The 14,529-nt window shown below is 53.8% G+C and carries 9 protein-coding genes; 5 read left to right on the forward strand and 4 right to left on the reverse strand.

The genetic code is table 11. From position 1 onward, the window contains the following. Nucleotide 1: 1 nt before the first annotated feature. Nucleotides 2–1,801, reverse strand: a complete 1,800-nt coding sequence (pepF, locus tag BBD41_RS03675) for an oligoendopeptidase F (protein ID WP_099476757.1) — start codon at nt 1,799–1,801, stop codon at nt 2–4. Between the two features lie 601 nt (nt 1,802–2,402). On the opposite strand from pepF, the gene BBD41_RS03680 reads away from it, so the two are divergent. The 5 genes from BBD41_RS03680 (at nt 2,403) to BBD41_RS03700 (ending at nt 8,784) form a co-directional block, all read left to right on the forward strand. Next, complete coding sequence (locus BBD41_RS03680) at nt 2,403–4,571, forward strand: endonuclease MutS2 (RefSeq protein WP_099476758.1); 2,169 nt, start codon at nt 2,403–2,405, stop codon at nt 4,569–4,571. A gap of 74 nt (nt 4,572–4,645) precedes the next feature. Beyond that, nucleotides 4,646–5,164: a GNAT family N-acetyltransferase gene (locus BBD41_RS03685; RefSeq protein ID WP_099476759.1), complete on the forward strand. Its 519-nt coding sequence runs from the start codon at nt 4,646–4,648 to the stop codon at nt 5,162–5,164. A gap of 168 nt (nt 5,165–5,332) precedes the next feature. Next, the gene (locus BBD41_RS03690; RefSeq protein ID WP_077565505.1) at nt 5,333–6,196 is read left to right on the forward strand and encodes a class I SAM-dependent methyltransferase; all 864 of its coding nucleotides are present in this window, start codon (nt 5,333–5,335) and stop codon (nt 6,194–6,196) included. A 4-nt stretch (nt 6,197–6,200) separates the two neighbouring features. Then, nucleotides 6,201–6,935 carry an RluA family pseudouridine synthase gene (locus BBD41_RS03695; protein ID WP_099476760.1) on the forward strand — a complete coding sequence of 245 codons (735 nt, stop codon included), beginning with the start codon at nt 6,201–6,203 and terminating at the stop codon, nt 6,933–6,935. A gap of 541 nt (nt 6,936–7,476) precedes the next feature. After that, nucleotides 7,477–8,784, forward strand: coding sequence for a lytic polysaccharide monooxygenase (locus BBD41_RS03700; protein ID WP_237087009.1), 1,308 nt, complete (start codon nt 7,477–7,479; stop codon nt 8,782–8,784). Nucleotides 8,785–8,983: 199 nt separating this feature from the next. Here the strand turns inward: BBD41_RS03700 and BBD41_RS03705 are convergent, their stop codons facing one another. From BBD41_RS03705 to parE, 3 genes are all read right to left on the reverse strand, one after another. Continuing rightward, the gene (locus BBD41_RS03705) at nt 8,984–9,415 is read right to left on the reverse strand and encodes a MarR family winged helix-turn-helix transcriptional regulator (RefSeq protein ID WP_077568923.1); all 432 of its coding nucleotides are present in this window, start codon (nt 9,413–9,415) and stop codon (nt 8,984–8,986) included. A 496-nt stretch (nt 9,416–9,911) separates the two neighbouring features. After that, a complete protein-coding gene (gene gyrA, locus BBD41_RS03710) occupies nt 9,912–12,371 on the reverse strand; it encodes a DNA gyrase subunit A (protein ID WP_099476761.1) in 2,460 nt (819 codons plus the stop codon). Between the two features lie 11 nt (nt 12,372–12,382). Further along, entirely contained in the window at nt 12,383–14,362 is a 1,980-nt protein-coding gene (gene parE, locus BBD41_RS03715) for a DNA topoisomerase IV subunit B (RefSeq protein WP_077565502.1), read from the reverse strand. Nucleotides 14,363–14,529 lie beyond the last annotated feature (167 nt).

Genomic DNA, 14,529 nt, shown 5'->3' on the forward strand with positions numbered 1-14,529 from the left:
ATCAAGCGTATAAAGACTCCAGCTCATCCACCAGCGACCCAACATAGGCTACGGCTTTAGAGATCGGCTCGGCTGTCGTCATATCGACGCCGGCAAGGGACATCAGCTCCAGCGGCGTCATGCTGCCGCCAGCCTTGAGCACTTGCAGCCAGCGGTCTACCGCGGGCTGGCCTTCCTCGCGAATGAGCTGTGCCGCGGCCGTCGAGGCCGTCAAGCCCGCCGCGTAGGTATACGGGTACAAGCCCATATAGTAATGCGGCTGCCTCATCCAGGTTAATTTAGCGCCTTCGTCCAGCTCCAGCGCATCTCCCCAGAAGTCGGACAGCACGGCGCCTTTCAATGACGAGAGCGTATCGGCCGTGATCGGCTGATCCGCCATCGCATGCGCGTATACCCGTCTCTGCAATTCGGCTTCCAGCAGGTGCGTCACATAATTATGATAGTAGGTGCTGAGCAGCTGAAGAATGATCCAGCGGCGCATCCGCTTGTCCTGGGATTTGCTCATCAGGTGGTCTGCCAGCAGAAGCTCGTTCATCGTGGACGGAGCTTCGATAAAATACATGGAAGGGCGCGCATTGGTCATACGCTGGTTGCGGGCTGCCAGCATCAGATGACCGGCATGGCCGATTTCATGCGCCAGCGTAAAAGCGCCTCGCATGTTGTCCGCCCATGTCAAGAGTATATAGGAGTGTGCGCCGTATACCGAGGAGCAAAAGGCCCCCGTCGACTTACCGATGTTGTCCGCATAATCCACCCAGCGGTTCGCAAATGCGGTCTCGACGATATCCGTATATTCAGACCCCAGAATCGCCAGCGAGTCGGTAATCGTGGCACATGCTTCCTCATACGTAATGCTTGGATTGAAGTCCGGATCCATCGGCGCCTTCAGGTCGCAAAACTGCATCCGATCCAGACCGAGCACCCGCTTCTTCAGAGCCATGAGCCTGCGCATATGGGGAGCAAGCTCGGATAGGATCGTATCGTGGATATGATTGTACATCTCCTTCGTCACCTGCTGCGGCTGCAGCAGCATGTCCGTCACGGACTCGTAGCCGCGCAGCCGGGACAGCACGACCTGTTTCTTCACCTCGGTCGCGTATGCTTCGGCAAACGTGTGCCTCGAGCCTTGGAGCGACTTGGTGAACGAAGCATAAGCTTCACGGCGGAGCTCGGTATCCTCCGACATCTCGTACGCGTTCTCGTAGAGGCGGAAGGAAACCGGCATCGTTTCTTCCCGCAGCGAAATATCGTCGAACGTCATATCCGACAGCTTGCCCCGCAAATAAATACGGTATGGAGCCCCAAGCACTTCGCTGAGCGATGCAAGAACGCGCTCCGATTCGGGACTGAGCCGGTGCGGCTTCGTTTCGAGCAGCAGCTTCAAGCTGCGTTCATACGATTTAAGTCCCTCCTCCTGATGGATATATGTATCAATGACGCCTTCTTCCAGCTCAAGCAGCTCTGATTCAAGGAATGTCAGCGAGGATTTGATCCGTGATACCAAGTCGCCCGTCTTGGCGGCTCTGGCAAGATTCGCCGGATTGGTCCCGTCCTCCGATTGCCGGAGACGGGCATAGGCCGATACCTTTCCGATTCGCTCCATAAGCGCTTCATGCTCATTCAAGCATTCAAGAAGAACATGCGCCCCCTCGCCCAGTCTGCCTTGAAACCGCGTCAATCGGGCCGCCTGTGCTTCCACGTCCTGCAAGCCTGCTTCGAATTCCTGCTCCGTTGCAAATAAATCGTCCAGATTCCAGGTTGCTTCGACTTTAACCTCATTTCTAGCCAGCATTTTCCCCATGGTTACAGCTCCTCTCACATGTTGTGCGATCGAATGAATCCCGTCTGTTCATGTTCCGTTAAAGAAACCATTTCCATCATATCACAGTTTCGATCAACCCAGCCATTTCCCCCCTTGCCCCTTGACAACTATTCGGGAATATGTATATAGTAGGACCATACCTTACCTAAAGGAGAGATTTTGATGTCGGTGGTCGTTCTTAACTAAGCCAATTTCATAGGGATGGAATGCGTGATCGTCAAGATTGGCAAATAATGGGCATAACCCCTCCGGGTCTATGTTTATTTCTTGATGGGTATCCACATTTCCTCCGATGAATTAGTTAAGAACTGCGGATATCAATTGAAGCCCCTTTAGGCTTTATTCAGATATGCTATGCTCATCCGCGCTGCAGTTTTGGCGCGGATTTTTTAGGTTCGCCCCCCCTTGTCTAGGCCAAGGGTTATTTAGGCGCAACTCATGAGCATACATTTATCGGAATAGCCTTGCATCCGGGCGGAGAGTGAACCCTATGTTCACTTTCCGCCCTTTTGCGTTTGTATGAAACTTTACCGCATCCCTTTGCCTAGCCATTATGAACAATAAAGGAGAATCGAAGAGCATGAATCCTTCCGCATTAAACAAATTAGAGTATTACCGAATCCAGGGCGAGCTTGAACGCTTTGCCATGTCGTATCTGGGTATCCGGCATATCCGGAACATGACTCCGCTCACGCAATTGAAAGCCATTCGCCACAGGCTTGATGAAACCGAGGAAGCCCGCGCGCTGCTGAATGCGGGCGCCAGCGTACCCATACCGTCGCTTGAAGGGATCGAGCTGATTCTCGACCTGATCGGTACCGGATATGTGCTGACCGAACGCGATTTCGGGCATCTGATCCAGTTCCTTCGCAGCTGCCGTCAGCTGATCAAATATATGGAGAACAAGAGTGCTATCGCACCGACCGTCAGCTCTTACGCCTCCTCCATGCATGAGCTGAAGCCGCTGCTGTCCGAGCTTGAGCGCAGCATCCATGCCGGCCGGGTGGTTGACAGCGCCAGCAAAGATTTGGCCAAAATTCGCAAGAAAATCCTTGTTGCCGAAGAACGGATAAAGCGCAAGCTCGACAGTCTTGTCAGCCGTTATAAAGGGATCATGCAGGAGCATGTCATCAGTAAGCGCGGCGACCGGTATGTCCTGCCGATCAAGAAGGAGTTCCGGAAAACGCTGAACGGGAGCGTGCTGGATGAATCCGCAAGCGGCCAAACGGTGTTTATCGAGCCTTCCGAGCTCCAATCGCTGCAGATGGAACTGAATCTGCTTCATGCCGATGAAGCCCGCGAGGAGACGAAAGTGCTGAGCGAGCTGACCTCGATGACCGAGCAGTATGAGCACGAGCTCAGAATGAATGCGGATACCGTCGGCATTTATGATTTCATTATCGCCAGGGGCAAATATGCATTGTCCATCGGCGGCAGGAACGTCGGCATCAATCAGGAAGGCCTGATCCGGCTCCGGAGCGCCACGCATCCGCTGATCGGCGCCTCCATGGTACCGCTGGATTTCGCGATCGGTGATCGTTATAAGACGCTCATCATTACTGGGCCCAATACCGGCGGAAAAACATCGGCGCTTAAAACTGTCGGGCTCATTACGCTGATGGTGCAGTCAGGACTGCTCGTTCCCGTCGGAGAAGGCAGCCAGTGCGCCGTCTTCGACGAGGTTGCCGTAGACATCGGCGACGGGCAAAGCCTCGAGCATGCGCTCAGCACCTTCTCTGCCCATATTCGCAACATCCGGGAAATTTTGCAGACCGCAGGCCCCTCCACGTTGATCTTGCTGGATGAAATGGCGTCAGGAACCGATCCCGGAGAAGGGGTCGGCTTGTCAATTGCCATACTGGAGGAACTTCATAAGCGTCAATCGACCGTAGTCGTAACGACCCATTTTACCGAGATTAAAAATTTTGCCGCACGCACCCCGGGATTTGAAAATGCCCGCATGGAATTCGACACGGAGACGCTGGAGCCGCTGTATCGGCTGCGCATTGGTGAGGCAGGTCACAGCTATGCCTTTGTCATCGCGGCTAAACTCGGAATTCCGGAACCGATTATCGCGAGATCCCGTGAAATTACGAAAGCCAAAGCGGTAACGGCTCACTTCGCGGAGCCTGGGGAGACGAGGGCGCTTCCGGGTGAGTTCGGCACGTATATGCCTAATACAACCGATGAAGAAGCACCGATTGAAGCTCATCAAGGTACGCCCCGGGAAACGGTGTTGGGCGCGGCGCAGCCAACGGCCACGGCGGCTGTTCAGGCGAATACAGCTCTGCCGATGGCCGGCGAGCCAAAGAAAGAAAATGCTGCCACGCCGCCGGCGGAAGCGGTAGCAGCAGAGTCTGTGGAAACAACTGAGGCCGTTAAAGCTCCGGCTACGGAAACAGGGTTCCCGGATTCAGGCGCAGCACCGATAGCCGCGGAGAACGTGGAAGCAGCTTCTCCTCCCCTCTTCCGTCTCGGCGACCGGGTCTATGTGCCTTATTTGAAACGAAGCGGCACGGTGTATGAGCCGAAGGATGCCAAAGGGAATGTCGGCGTATTGATTCAGCAGGTCAAGCATCGGATCAACCACAAGCGGCTGAAGCCGTTCATTGCTGCTGAAGACTTGTATCCGGATGACTATGATCTCGACATCGTTTTTGAGAGCAAAGAGAACCGCAAGAAACGAAACTTGATGAGACGGAAGCATATTGACGGACTTACGATCGAAACAAAGCCGGATGAGACATAAATTTGTCGGTGTAACGGCGTCAATCAAGTATAGATTATTGAACCGATTCCAACGCTGATAAGGAGAGATGGAATATGAGGATTCGAACAGAGAGCAAGGACGATATCGATAGCGTTCATCAGCTTCTGCTCCGCGCCTTTGGCGGAGAGGACGAGAAAATATTAATGGAAAGGCTGCGCATAGATCCGGCCATAAACCCGGAGCTATCCATCGTTGCCGAAGATAATGGGATCGTGATCGGGCACATCATGTTCAGTCCTGCCACCCTGAATGACGGCGGGACGCTCTATCAGGTTGCCGCCCTCGGACCGCTTGCGGTCCTTCCCGAATGCCAGCGGCGGGGCGTCGGCGAGCAGCTGATCGAAGAAGGCAAGAAACGATGCGGGGCACACGGTTATCCGCTCGTGTTCTTGTTCGGCCACAAGGACTATTACCCGCGGTTTGGCTTTGTTCAAGCCAGGGCGCATGGCTTCGAGATCCGCCAGTTTACGGTGCCCGATGAGGTCTTTATGGTAGCAGAGCTTCATCGAGGTTCGCTTGAATCGATGCAGGGTGAATTTCGTTTCCACTCGGCGTTCGAAGGACTCGGCTAAAAAAAGCAGGATAGGCGTGTCCAGGGACAGGATCGCTCTGTTGTACTCCAGCAGGCTGGCAAAGCAAGCTCTATTCCTTTTTCGCTCACCGGCTGTACTAGGTGGCATTCGGCTTCCGGTTTGTTGTACAATAAAATCTAAATGACTATTTGAAGGATGGATTTCAACATGTATGTAGCACAGGATTGGCAAGACTACGAGGTTCTTGATACCGGCGGCGGCGAGAAGCTGGAGCGCTGGGGCGATATTATTCTCCGGCGTCCGGATCCGCAGATCATCTGGCCTATCGAACGGGAGGACGGATTATGGCGGAATGTTCACGGCCATTATCACCGCAGCTCGTCCGGAGGCGGCCAATGGGAGATGAAGAAGCAGCTCCCGGAACGTTGGACGATTTCCTACGATCAACTAAAATTTCACATCCGGCCGACGAACTTCAAGCATACCGGCCTGTTCCCGGAGCAAGCGGCGAACTGGCGCTGGATGATGGACAAAATCCAAGCGGCCAAGCGGCCGATTCGGGTGCTTAATCTGTTCGCATACACCGGTGGCGCAACCGTGGCGGCGGCCTATGCCGGAGCCCAGGTCGTGCATGTGGACGCGGCGAAGGGCATGGTCCAGTGGGCCAAGGAAAATGCCGCTTTATCCGGCCTAGCCGACAAGCCGATCCGGTACATCACCGATGATGTATTTAAATTCGTCCAGCGGGAGCAGCGCCGCGGCAACAAATATGATGCGATCATTATGGACCCGCCGTCCTACGGCCGGGGACCGGGAGGCGAAACATGGAAGCTCGAGCAGAGCCTGTACCCGTTCCTCGAAAGCTGCCTGAGCATCGTCTCCGACCAGCCGCTGTTTATGCTGATCAATTCCTATACGACCGGCATTTCGCCGACCGTTCTGCACAATATGCTCTCCATGACGATGAAGCCAAAGTATGGCGGTACGATCAGCGCCGGTGAAATCGGCCTCCCGATCACCCGTTCGGGGCTGAATCTCCCCTGCGGCATTCTTGGCAGATGGGAGTCCTGATACGATGACGAACCGTGACTCTCACCGCCCGTACCCAAGCGTGCCGATTCTCTTCGAGGATAATCATGTGCTCGGCGTAGCCAAGCCGGTCAATGTGCCGTCCCAAGAGGATGCTACGGGTGATCCCGATATGCTGACCATCCTGAAGCAGGATATCAAAGAACGGTACAACAAACCGGGCAACGTATATCTGGGATTGGTGCACCGCTTGGACCGTCCGGTCGGAGGAGCTATGGTGTTTGCCAAAACCTCCAAGGCAGCCTCCCGATTATCGGAGGCCGTTCGCTCAAGGAGCTTTCTGAAACAGTATGCAGCCATTGTTCACGGTATTCCGTCAAAGCCTTCCGGAAGGCTTCACAATTACCTCTTGAAGGATACGAAGACCAATACGGTTCGGGTCGTTCCCAAAGCCACGGCTGGCGCGAAGGAAGCGCTATTGGATTACACCGTCCTTGAATCCATGAATGGCCTAAGTCTTGTGCTGATCGAGCTGCACACGGGCCGACCGCATCAAATCCGCGTGCAATTCAGTCATGCGGATAACCCGCTGTATGGAGACCAAAAATACGGCAGCAAGGTGAATCAAGCCGGGCAGCAAATTGCGCTCTGGTCTGTACGGGTCGGCTTCCCCCACCCTACCACCAAAGAGGAGGTCAATATTTACTCGGCGCCCCCTGCCGTTCATCCATGGTCCCAATTCTCGATGGATTCGTTGATGCGGACGCTCCAAAGCCAATGAGGAAAGATAAACCGCGCTCAAGTTCGAATCCTTCGAATCGTTGAATCGTTGGGAATCATTCGTATCGTTCGACAAGAATGCATTTTCGATAACCAAGAGGCATTGACTGCCACCTTCACTTGCTGAACATAGTAAAAGACGAGCTCCGCTGATAACACAGCGGAGCTCGTCTTTTTTATGTAGCCAACCCATTACGTTCAAATATTTTCCCCCTCGATAATACAATTTTATCCTTTACACGAGCCAAGGAATTCCGAAGAATAGGAATAGAATAGTTTAACAATTTTTAGTCGAATTGTACAATCATGGTATAAACTCATTTCGTATGAGTTTATATAAGCTATCCCCTATTTAAGGAGGTGAACGCTCCGGAGTCAGCCTGTCACATGCGTTGTTGATCGTAATGAAAGCACTGACATGATCGGAAAGTGGCTGAACCCTGCAACCAGACGTTCATTAAGAAGCACATATGTTGAAGGAGGGAATTTCATGATGCAAGAGATTCACGTTCAAGCTTCACGCCGCCTATCGTTGAACCGCTGTGGATTTTTCTCGGAAGTTTGCTGCTTTCTTCCTCGTAATGGTCATTACGACGAATACGGCCTCCGCACATGGCTATATCGAATCGCCTGCCAGTCGTGCCTACAAATGCAAGCTCGGCGAGAACAAAAATTGCGGCCGGATTATTTATGAACCACAGTCCCTGGAAGGGAAAGGGAATTTCCCGACGGGCGGACCGGCGGACGGGCAAATTACGGGCGCGGGCATTTTTACCGAGCTATATGAACAAACCCCGACGCGGTGGAGCAAAGTGAACATGAACGGCGGTCCGAACACTTTTAAATGGGTGTTGACCGCTGCGCATGCAACATCGGATTGGAAGTATTATATTACGAAGAAAGGCTGGGATGCCAACAAACCGCTGGCAAGAGCCGACCTCGAGCTGTTCTGCTCGTTCAATGACGGCGGCAAGCGACCGCCGAACACGGTAACCCATGCGTGCAACGTTCCGAATGACCGCAGCGGTTATTACCTGATCCTCGCCGTGTGGGAAATCGCCGATACAGGCAATGCCTTCTATAACGTTATCGACGTGAATCTGAACAATGGCGGGGGCAATCAGGATACCCAGCCTCCAAGCGCCCCGACCGGCCTTCGATCGACCGGAGCGACAAGCAGCTCCATATCGCTCGCATGGAACGCCTCAACCGACAATATCGGCGTAACCGGCTATGAAGTCTACCAAGGCTCCTCCCGGGTCGCCACGGTGTCCGGATCTAATTTGAGCCATACGATCACCGGATTACAAGCAGGAGCCTCCTATACGTTTACCGTAAAAGCGCTTGATGGGGCAGGCAACGTCTCGGCCGCGAGCACTCCGCTGACCGCTTCAACGAGCGATCCGGTCCCCGACACGCAGGCTCCTTCCGCCCCCGTCCATCTGAGAGCAGCCGACTTGACATCGACCAGCGTCTCGCTGGAATGGAACGCGGCAACCGATAATGTCGGCGTAACCGGGTACGAAATATACCGCGGTGACGCTTTGGTTACGACTGTTTCCGGCACTGCCCTCAGCTACACGGTCACCGGCCTGACGCCGGATACGGCCTATTCGTTTACCGTGAAAGCGCGTGATGCAGCCGGCAACGCCTCGGCCGCCAGCAATGCGCTGGAGGTAAAGACGCTGGACGGCTCGGCGCCGGAGATCCCTGCATGGGCTCCAAATACCTCCTATCAGCAGGGTGCACTCGTATCCTATGGCGGGAAAACATACGAATGCCGCCAAGCCCATACCTCTCTTCCGGGCTGGGAGCCGGCCAATGTTCCGGCATTGTGGCTCCTGAAATAAGATGTGCTTAAACGGCCTGCTTGAAGGAATTCTGGCAGCGCAAAACGCATAAAACAGAAGCAGCCCCACTCGCGGACCTCTCGGCTCGACGCAGGCGGGGCTGCTTCATGTTATCCGTCGCGAGCAATATCCGAATAATAACATCATCCGAATAATAATATCATCTGAATAATAGCATCATCCGATGATAAGCTGGCAGTTATACCTCCACTAAGGCTTCCTGTGGAGACGTGCTGATCTTACCAAGCAAATATACCAGCAGCTGCTGATTATGCGAAGAGATACGATTTAGCACCTGTGACAGATATTCATCCCGAACCCGCATGCCGCGGCTGTATTCCTCGTTTCCTTTATAGGAAATCGTAACCCACACAATGCGCCGATCATGCTCATCACGCTCCCGCTTAATCAAGCCATTCTTCTCCATGCGATCAAGAAGCATCGTGACCGCAGCCGGACTGGTAGCCAGATACGGGATAAAATCCGAGGGCTTCATCCGCTCCTGTTCCTGAAGCACCTCCAGCACGGTCAGTTGCGCTTCGGTCAACGTAGGCGCAAGTCCAGCCTCCATATGAAGCTTGTAATCCTTGGCCAGCTTGGACCATACCTTCGCGAATTCAGCAGTATGCATGTTCATCCATCCCTTCTGCTATATCTGATCGAACCTGATTCGAAATCACCCGATATCTGCACCGCATCTCCATAGGCCGCCGTTGTTAAGCCGAGCTGCCAGCTCTCCATAAGTCGTTTATTAGATTAATTGTTCGCGGATCGCCTACCAATATCCTTCTTTTTTCGTTAAAAAATATAATTTCCAACAATGCGACAAAACCCACCAGCCCTAGTATGACGGCATTTTTCAATAATCACATTCCTTCGACAAGGCAAGACATATGTCAAAAAGTATAAATCCAAGCAGCAGAGGATGACTTCCGCTTTCTACTAATCTCCGAACTTACTACCAACAGTCGCTCGGTGACTCCTATTATGAATATGAAAAAGCATCCCTGTTGAAGCACTTGCGCATAGAGACGCACATGTGACTCGCAAGGGATGCTTTAGCAGATTTAAACTTAACTGTCTAACTTAACAGCTTTACAGCTAACAACTTCATCAGCTTAGCGAAACTAAACTTCTTTGTCCTGCCCGCTGTTAGGCAAATGAACCAGACTCACAATCCGTCCTTTTTTGCCGACATCGGCCAGAAGCTTGCCTATCGACTTCCGTTCAGCGATCGGTACTTTCTCGGAATGAATCGGATACGCTTGCCCGTCATCCCCGTAGGCTGTAATATCGATCGGTTCTCTGCAATAGAATGCTCCGGCGATGGCGCTGCCGTTCGGCTTCACCCGCTTGCCTTCCTTGAACTCGAAGGTCGCGATTCCTTTGCCGCCTCGGCTTTGGGCAGGATAGTCGATCAGCAGACTCCGTTTGCCGTATCCCAGATCGGTAATCGTCAAGATTTCGCCTTCATCCTCTTCCACCCACAAGGCGGAAACCACCTCATCCCCTTCACGGAGCTGGATGCCCCGGACGCCGGCGGACACGCGGCCCATCGCGTTAACCTCTTGCTCCTTGAAGCGAATGCTCATGCCGTCTTTGGAGATGAGCACAATATCCTTCGTCCCGTCGCTCAGCACGACCTGGATGACGCTGTCATCCGCTGCTACCTTGGCCGCAGCAACCGCCCCTGATCGTTTGGTGACGTAATCCTTCAGCTCGGTTCGCTTCACCTGCCCTTTGCGGGTAACGAAGACGAGCGATTTTCCAGGCTCTTCAAAATTCGTTACCGGAATGGCGGATACGATCGTATCCTCTTTCGGAAGCTGGATGACATTGACGATCGCCGTTCCGGCATCCTTCCATTTATATTCCGGTATCTGGTGAACCGGCAGCAGGAAATACTGCCCGCGGCTTGTGAACAGCAGCAGGTTGTCCAGCGTGTTCACTTCGAATAGACGGGTGATGTGGTCCCCTTCCTTGATCCCCGAGCTCTCAAGCTCCCCGCCGCTTCGGGTGAAGGAGAGCATGCTGGTCCGCTTAATGTATCCATCATGGGACATCGTAACGAGCACGTCCTCCGCATTGACGAGCACCTCGAGATTCACCTTGATCTCTTCCACTTCTTCCTGAATAACGGAGCGGCGGTCCACCCCGTATTTCTCGCGAATTTCGAGCAGCTCCTTGCGGATTACCCCGATCAGCTTTTTGTCGCTGGCGAGAATGCCGCGCAGGTTGTCGATTTTCTTCATGAGCTCGTCCAGCTCTTTTTGCAGCGAATGGATCTCAAGATTCGTTAGGCGGTATAATTGCAAAGTTAGAATAGAATCCGCCTGGCGCTCCGTAAAGCCGAACATCCACTGCAGGTTATTCTGTGCATCCTGACGGTTCTTGGATGCTTTGATCGCCGCAATGACTTCATCCAAAATGTTCAGCGCCTTAACCAGGCCCTCCAATACATGCGCCCGGTCCTCCGCCTTCTCCAGCTCATACTGCGTTCGGTGCGTGACGACCTCGCGCTGGTGCTCGATGTATGCCTCCAGCATCGCTTTAAGGCCCAGCTGCTGAGGGGTTTTGTTTACAATCGCAACCATATTGAAATTGTACGTAATCTGCAGATCGGTCTTCTTGAACAGATAAGCAAGAATGCCGTTCGCATCGGCGTCCTTCTTCAGCTCCACCACGATGCGGAGCCCTTCGCGTCCGCTCTCGTCCCGCACTTCGGCAATGCCCTCGACCTTCTTCTCCAGCCGGATGTTTTCCATCGCGGTTACCAGTCTCGACTTGACGACCTGATACGGAATCTCCGTAATGACGATCTGCTGCTTGCCGCCGCGAAGCGATTCAATCTCCGTCTTGGAGCGAAGGTATACGCGGCCTTTGCCCGTCCGGTAGGCATCCAGGATGCCATCGCCGCCCATGATGATGCCGCTCGTCGGAAAGTCCGGTCCCTTGATAAAGGTCATAATTTCCGACAGCTCGATCTCGGGCTTTTGCATGACCGCAATGCAGGCATCGATCACTTCCCGCAAGTTGTGAGGCGGAATTTCCGTCGCAAAGCCTGCCGAAATTCCGCTTGCCCCGTTGACCAGCAGATTCGGATACCGGGACGGCAGAACGACCGGTTCCTTCGCCGTATTGTCGAAATTGTCCTTGAACAGCACGGTCCGCTTCTCGATATCGCGCAGAAGCTCCATCGCGATCGGCGAGAGACGCGCCTCGGTATAACGCATCGCTGCAGCCGGGTCATCGTCCTGGGAGCCCCAGTTGCCATGTCCGTCGACCAGTACATGCCCCATCTTCCAAGGCTGGGCCATCCGGACCATGCCCTCGTAAATGGACGAATCACCGTGAGGGTGATAATTACCCATAACGTCCCCGACGGTCTTGGCGGATTTGCGGTAGGGCTTGTCCGGCGTGTTGCCGGAGTCGTACATCGCATACAAAATGCGGCGCTGAACCGGCTTCAGGCCGTCGCGAACGTCGGGGATCGCCCGGTCCTGAATAATATATTTCGAATACCGGCCGAAGCGGTCCCCTACGACCTCTTCCAGGTATGCCGGCAAAAACTGTTCAGATAAACTCATGCTTCCACCTTCTATTCCTCAAACTCCGCAAAATTAACGTTCTCTACGATCCAACGTTTGCGGGGATCGACCTTATCTCCCATCAGGGTTGATACGCGTCTTTCCGCCTTGGCCGCATCCTCGATCTGCACCTGAAGCAGCGTCCGCGTCTCGGGATTCATCGTCGTTTCCCACAGCTGCTCCGGATTCATCTCGCCAAGTCCCTTATAACGCTGCAGCTCGTAATTTTTGAATTCCTTCAAGTAGTTCGCAAGCTGCTCTTCGGTCCACGCATAACGGACCGTTTCCAGTTTCCCGGATTTGCTGGCGATTTTGTACAGCGGAGGCTGTGCGATGTAGACACGGCCTTCATCGATCAGCGGCTTCATGTACCGGTAGAAGAACGTCAGCAGCAGCACCTGAATATGGGCGCCGTCCGTATCCGCGTCCGTCATGATAATGATCTTGGAATAATTGCTGTCCGCCGAGGAAAATTCATTGCCGATTCCTGAGCCGATCGCCGAAACGATAGCCCGGTACTCTTCATTCTTGAGGATGTCGGCCAGCTTTGATTTTTCCGGATTCATCGGTTTTCCTTTCAGCGGCAGGATGGCCTGAATCTTCGAATCGCGCCCCTGCTTCGCCGAACCGCCCGCCGAATCGCCTTCGACGATGAACAGCTCGGTTCTCGAGAAATCCTTCGACTGCGCCGGCGTCAGCTTGCCGCCCAGATTCGAGCTTTCGCTTCGCTTCTTGCCGCTTCGCATTTCATCCCGGGCTTTCCGCGCCGCTTCGCGCGCCTTCGAAGCCTGGATGGCCTTCCTGAGCAGCGTTTGGGCAACCTGTGGATTCTCTTCGAGGAAGATTTGCATTTTCTCGGTAACGATGCTGTCAACCGCACTGCGCGCCGAAGCGCTCCCGAGCTGGTCCTTCGTCTGTCCGACGAATTCGACCTCGGCCATCTTCACGCTGATGACCGCCATCATGCCTTCCCGCAGATCGTTGCCCTCCAGGTTCTTGTCCTTTTCCTTCAACAGATTATTCTTGCGGGCATAATCATTCATCACGCGGGTATAAGCGGTCTTGAAGCCGGTCTCATGCGTACCGCCGCCGCGCGTCGGAATCGAGTTGACGAACGAGGCCAGCGTCTCCGTATAACCTGCGTTATATTGAAGCGCAATTTCCACCTCAATATCGTCCTTCTCGGCAAAGAAATGGATGACGTCATGCAGTACATCCTTGCCCTCGTTCAGGAACTGTACGAACTGGCTTGCTCCGCCTTCGTAGAAAAACTCGTCGTTGTTCCCGCTGCGCTCATCCTTCAAGACGATGCGAAGACCCGAGTTCAGGAACGCAATCTCCTGCAGCCGCTCCGCCAGCGTGTCGTAATTCAATTGGATGCCGGAGGAGAACACGCGCGCATCCGGCTTGAACGTAACTTTCGTTCCGGTCTTCGACGTGTTGCCCAGCACCTCGAGTCCGGTAACCGGCTCCCCGACATGCTCTTTCCCTTTCTTGTCCTGCCAATATTCGAAACGCTGGCGGTGGATCTTGCCCTCCCGGTAAATCTCCACTTCCAGCCACTCGGATAATGCGTTCGTTACCGACGCGCCAACCCCGTGCAAGCCGCCGGATTTCTTGTATCCGGAGCCGCCGAACTTGCCGCCCGCATGCAGGATCGTAAATACGACCTGCGGCGTCGGAATGCCGGTCTTATGCATGCCGGTCGGAATGCCCCGTCCGTTATCATACACGGTAACGGACCCGTCTTTATGCAAGGTAAGTTCAATTCTCGAGCAGTACTTGGCCAAATGCTCGTCGACAGCGTTATCCACAATTTCCCACACTAGATGATGCAAGCCCGACGAGCTTGTGCTCCCTATGTACATGCCTGGCCGTTTGCGTACCGCAACAAGGCCTTCGAGCACTTGAATGTCGTCAGCATCGTATCCTGAACGGCTTCCTCCGCCATTCGGTGATGACTCTGCAAACAAATCGATCTGTTCGACCATTCATGCTCCTCCTTCAAATTTTCGCGTATCATGTTCAGTTCTATTCATTGTACCATTCGTTTACACACGAGTTTTAAATACTTTGCAAAATTGAATCCGGGCGCTCCAGTGTACAGCATTTAGACGAACCAAACCAAGTTTCGCCCCGATATGCTGATCTGAAGCTC

Origin of the sequence: Paenibacillus ihbetae (assembly GCF_002741055.1) — a bacterium.
Lineage (GTDB): Bacteria > Bacillota > Bacilli > Paenibacillales > Paenibacillaceae > Paenibacillus_AQ > Paenibacillus_AQ ihbetae.

Bases quoted from the DNA above. Each gene is read 5' to 3' on its own strand.
- pepF (WP_099476757.1), bottom strand. From the start codon at position 1,801: ATGGGGAAAATGCTGGCTAGAAATGAGGTTAAAGTCGAAGCAACCTGG.
- BBD41_RS03680 (WP_099476758.1), top strand. From the start codon at position 2,403: ATGAATCCTTCCGCATTAAACAAATTAGAGTATTACCGAATCCAGGGC.
- BBD41_RS03685 (WP_099476759.1), top strand. From the start codon at position 4,646: ATGAGGATTCGAACAGAGAGCAAGGACGATATCGATAGCGTTCATCAG.
- BBD41_RS03690 (WP_077565505.1), top strand. From the start codon at position 5,333: ATGTATGTAGCACAGGATTGGCAAGACTACGAGGTTCTTGATACCGGC.
- BBD41_RS03695 (WP_099476760.1), top strand. From the start codon at position 6,201: ATGACGAACCGTGACTCTCACCGCCCGTACCCAAGCGTGCCGATTCTC.
- BBD41_RS03705 (WP_077568923.1), bottom strand. From the start codon at position 9,415: ATGCATACTGCTGAATTCGCGAAGGTATGGTCCAAGCTGGCCAAGGAT.
- gyrA (WP_099476761.1), bottom strand. From the start codon at position 12,371: ATGAGTTTATCTGAACAGTTTTTGCCGGCATACCTGGAAGAGGTCGTA.
- parE (WP_077565502.1), bottom strand. From the start codon at position 14,362: ATGGTCGAACAGATCGATTTGTTTGCAGAGTCATCACCGAATGGCGGA.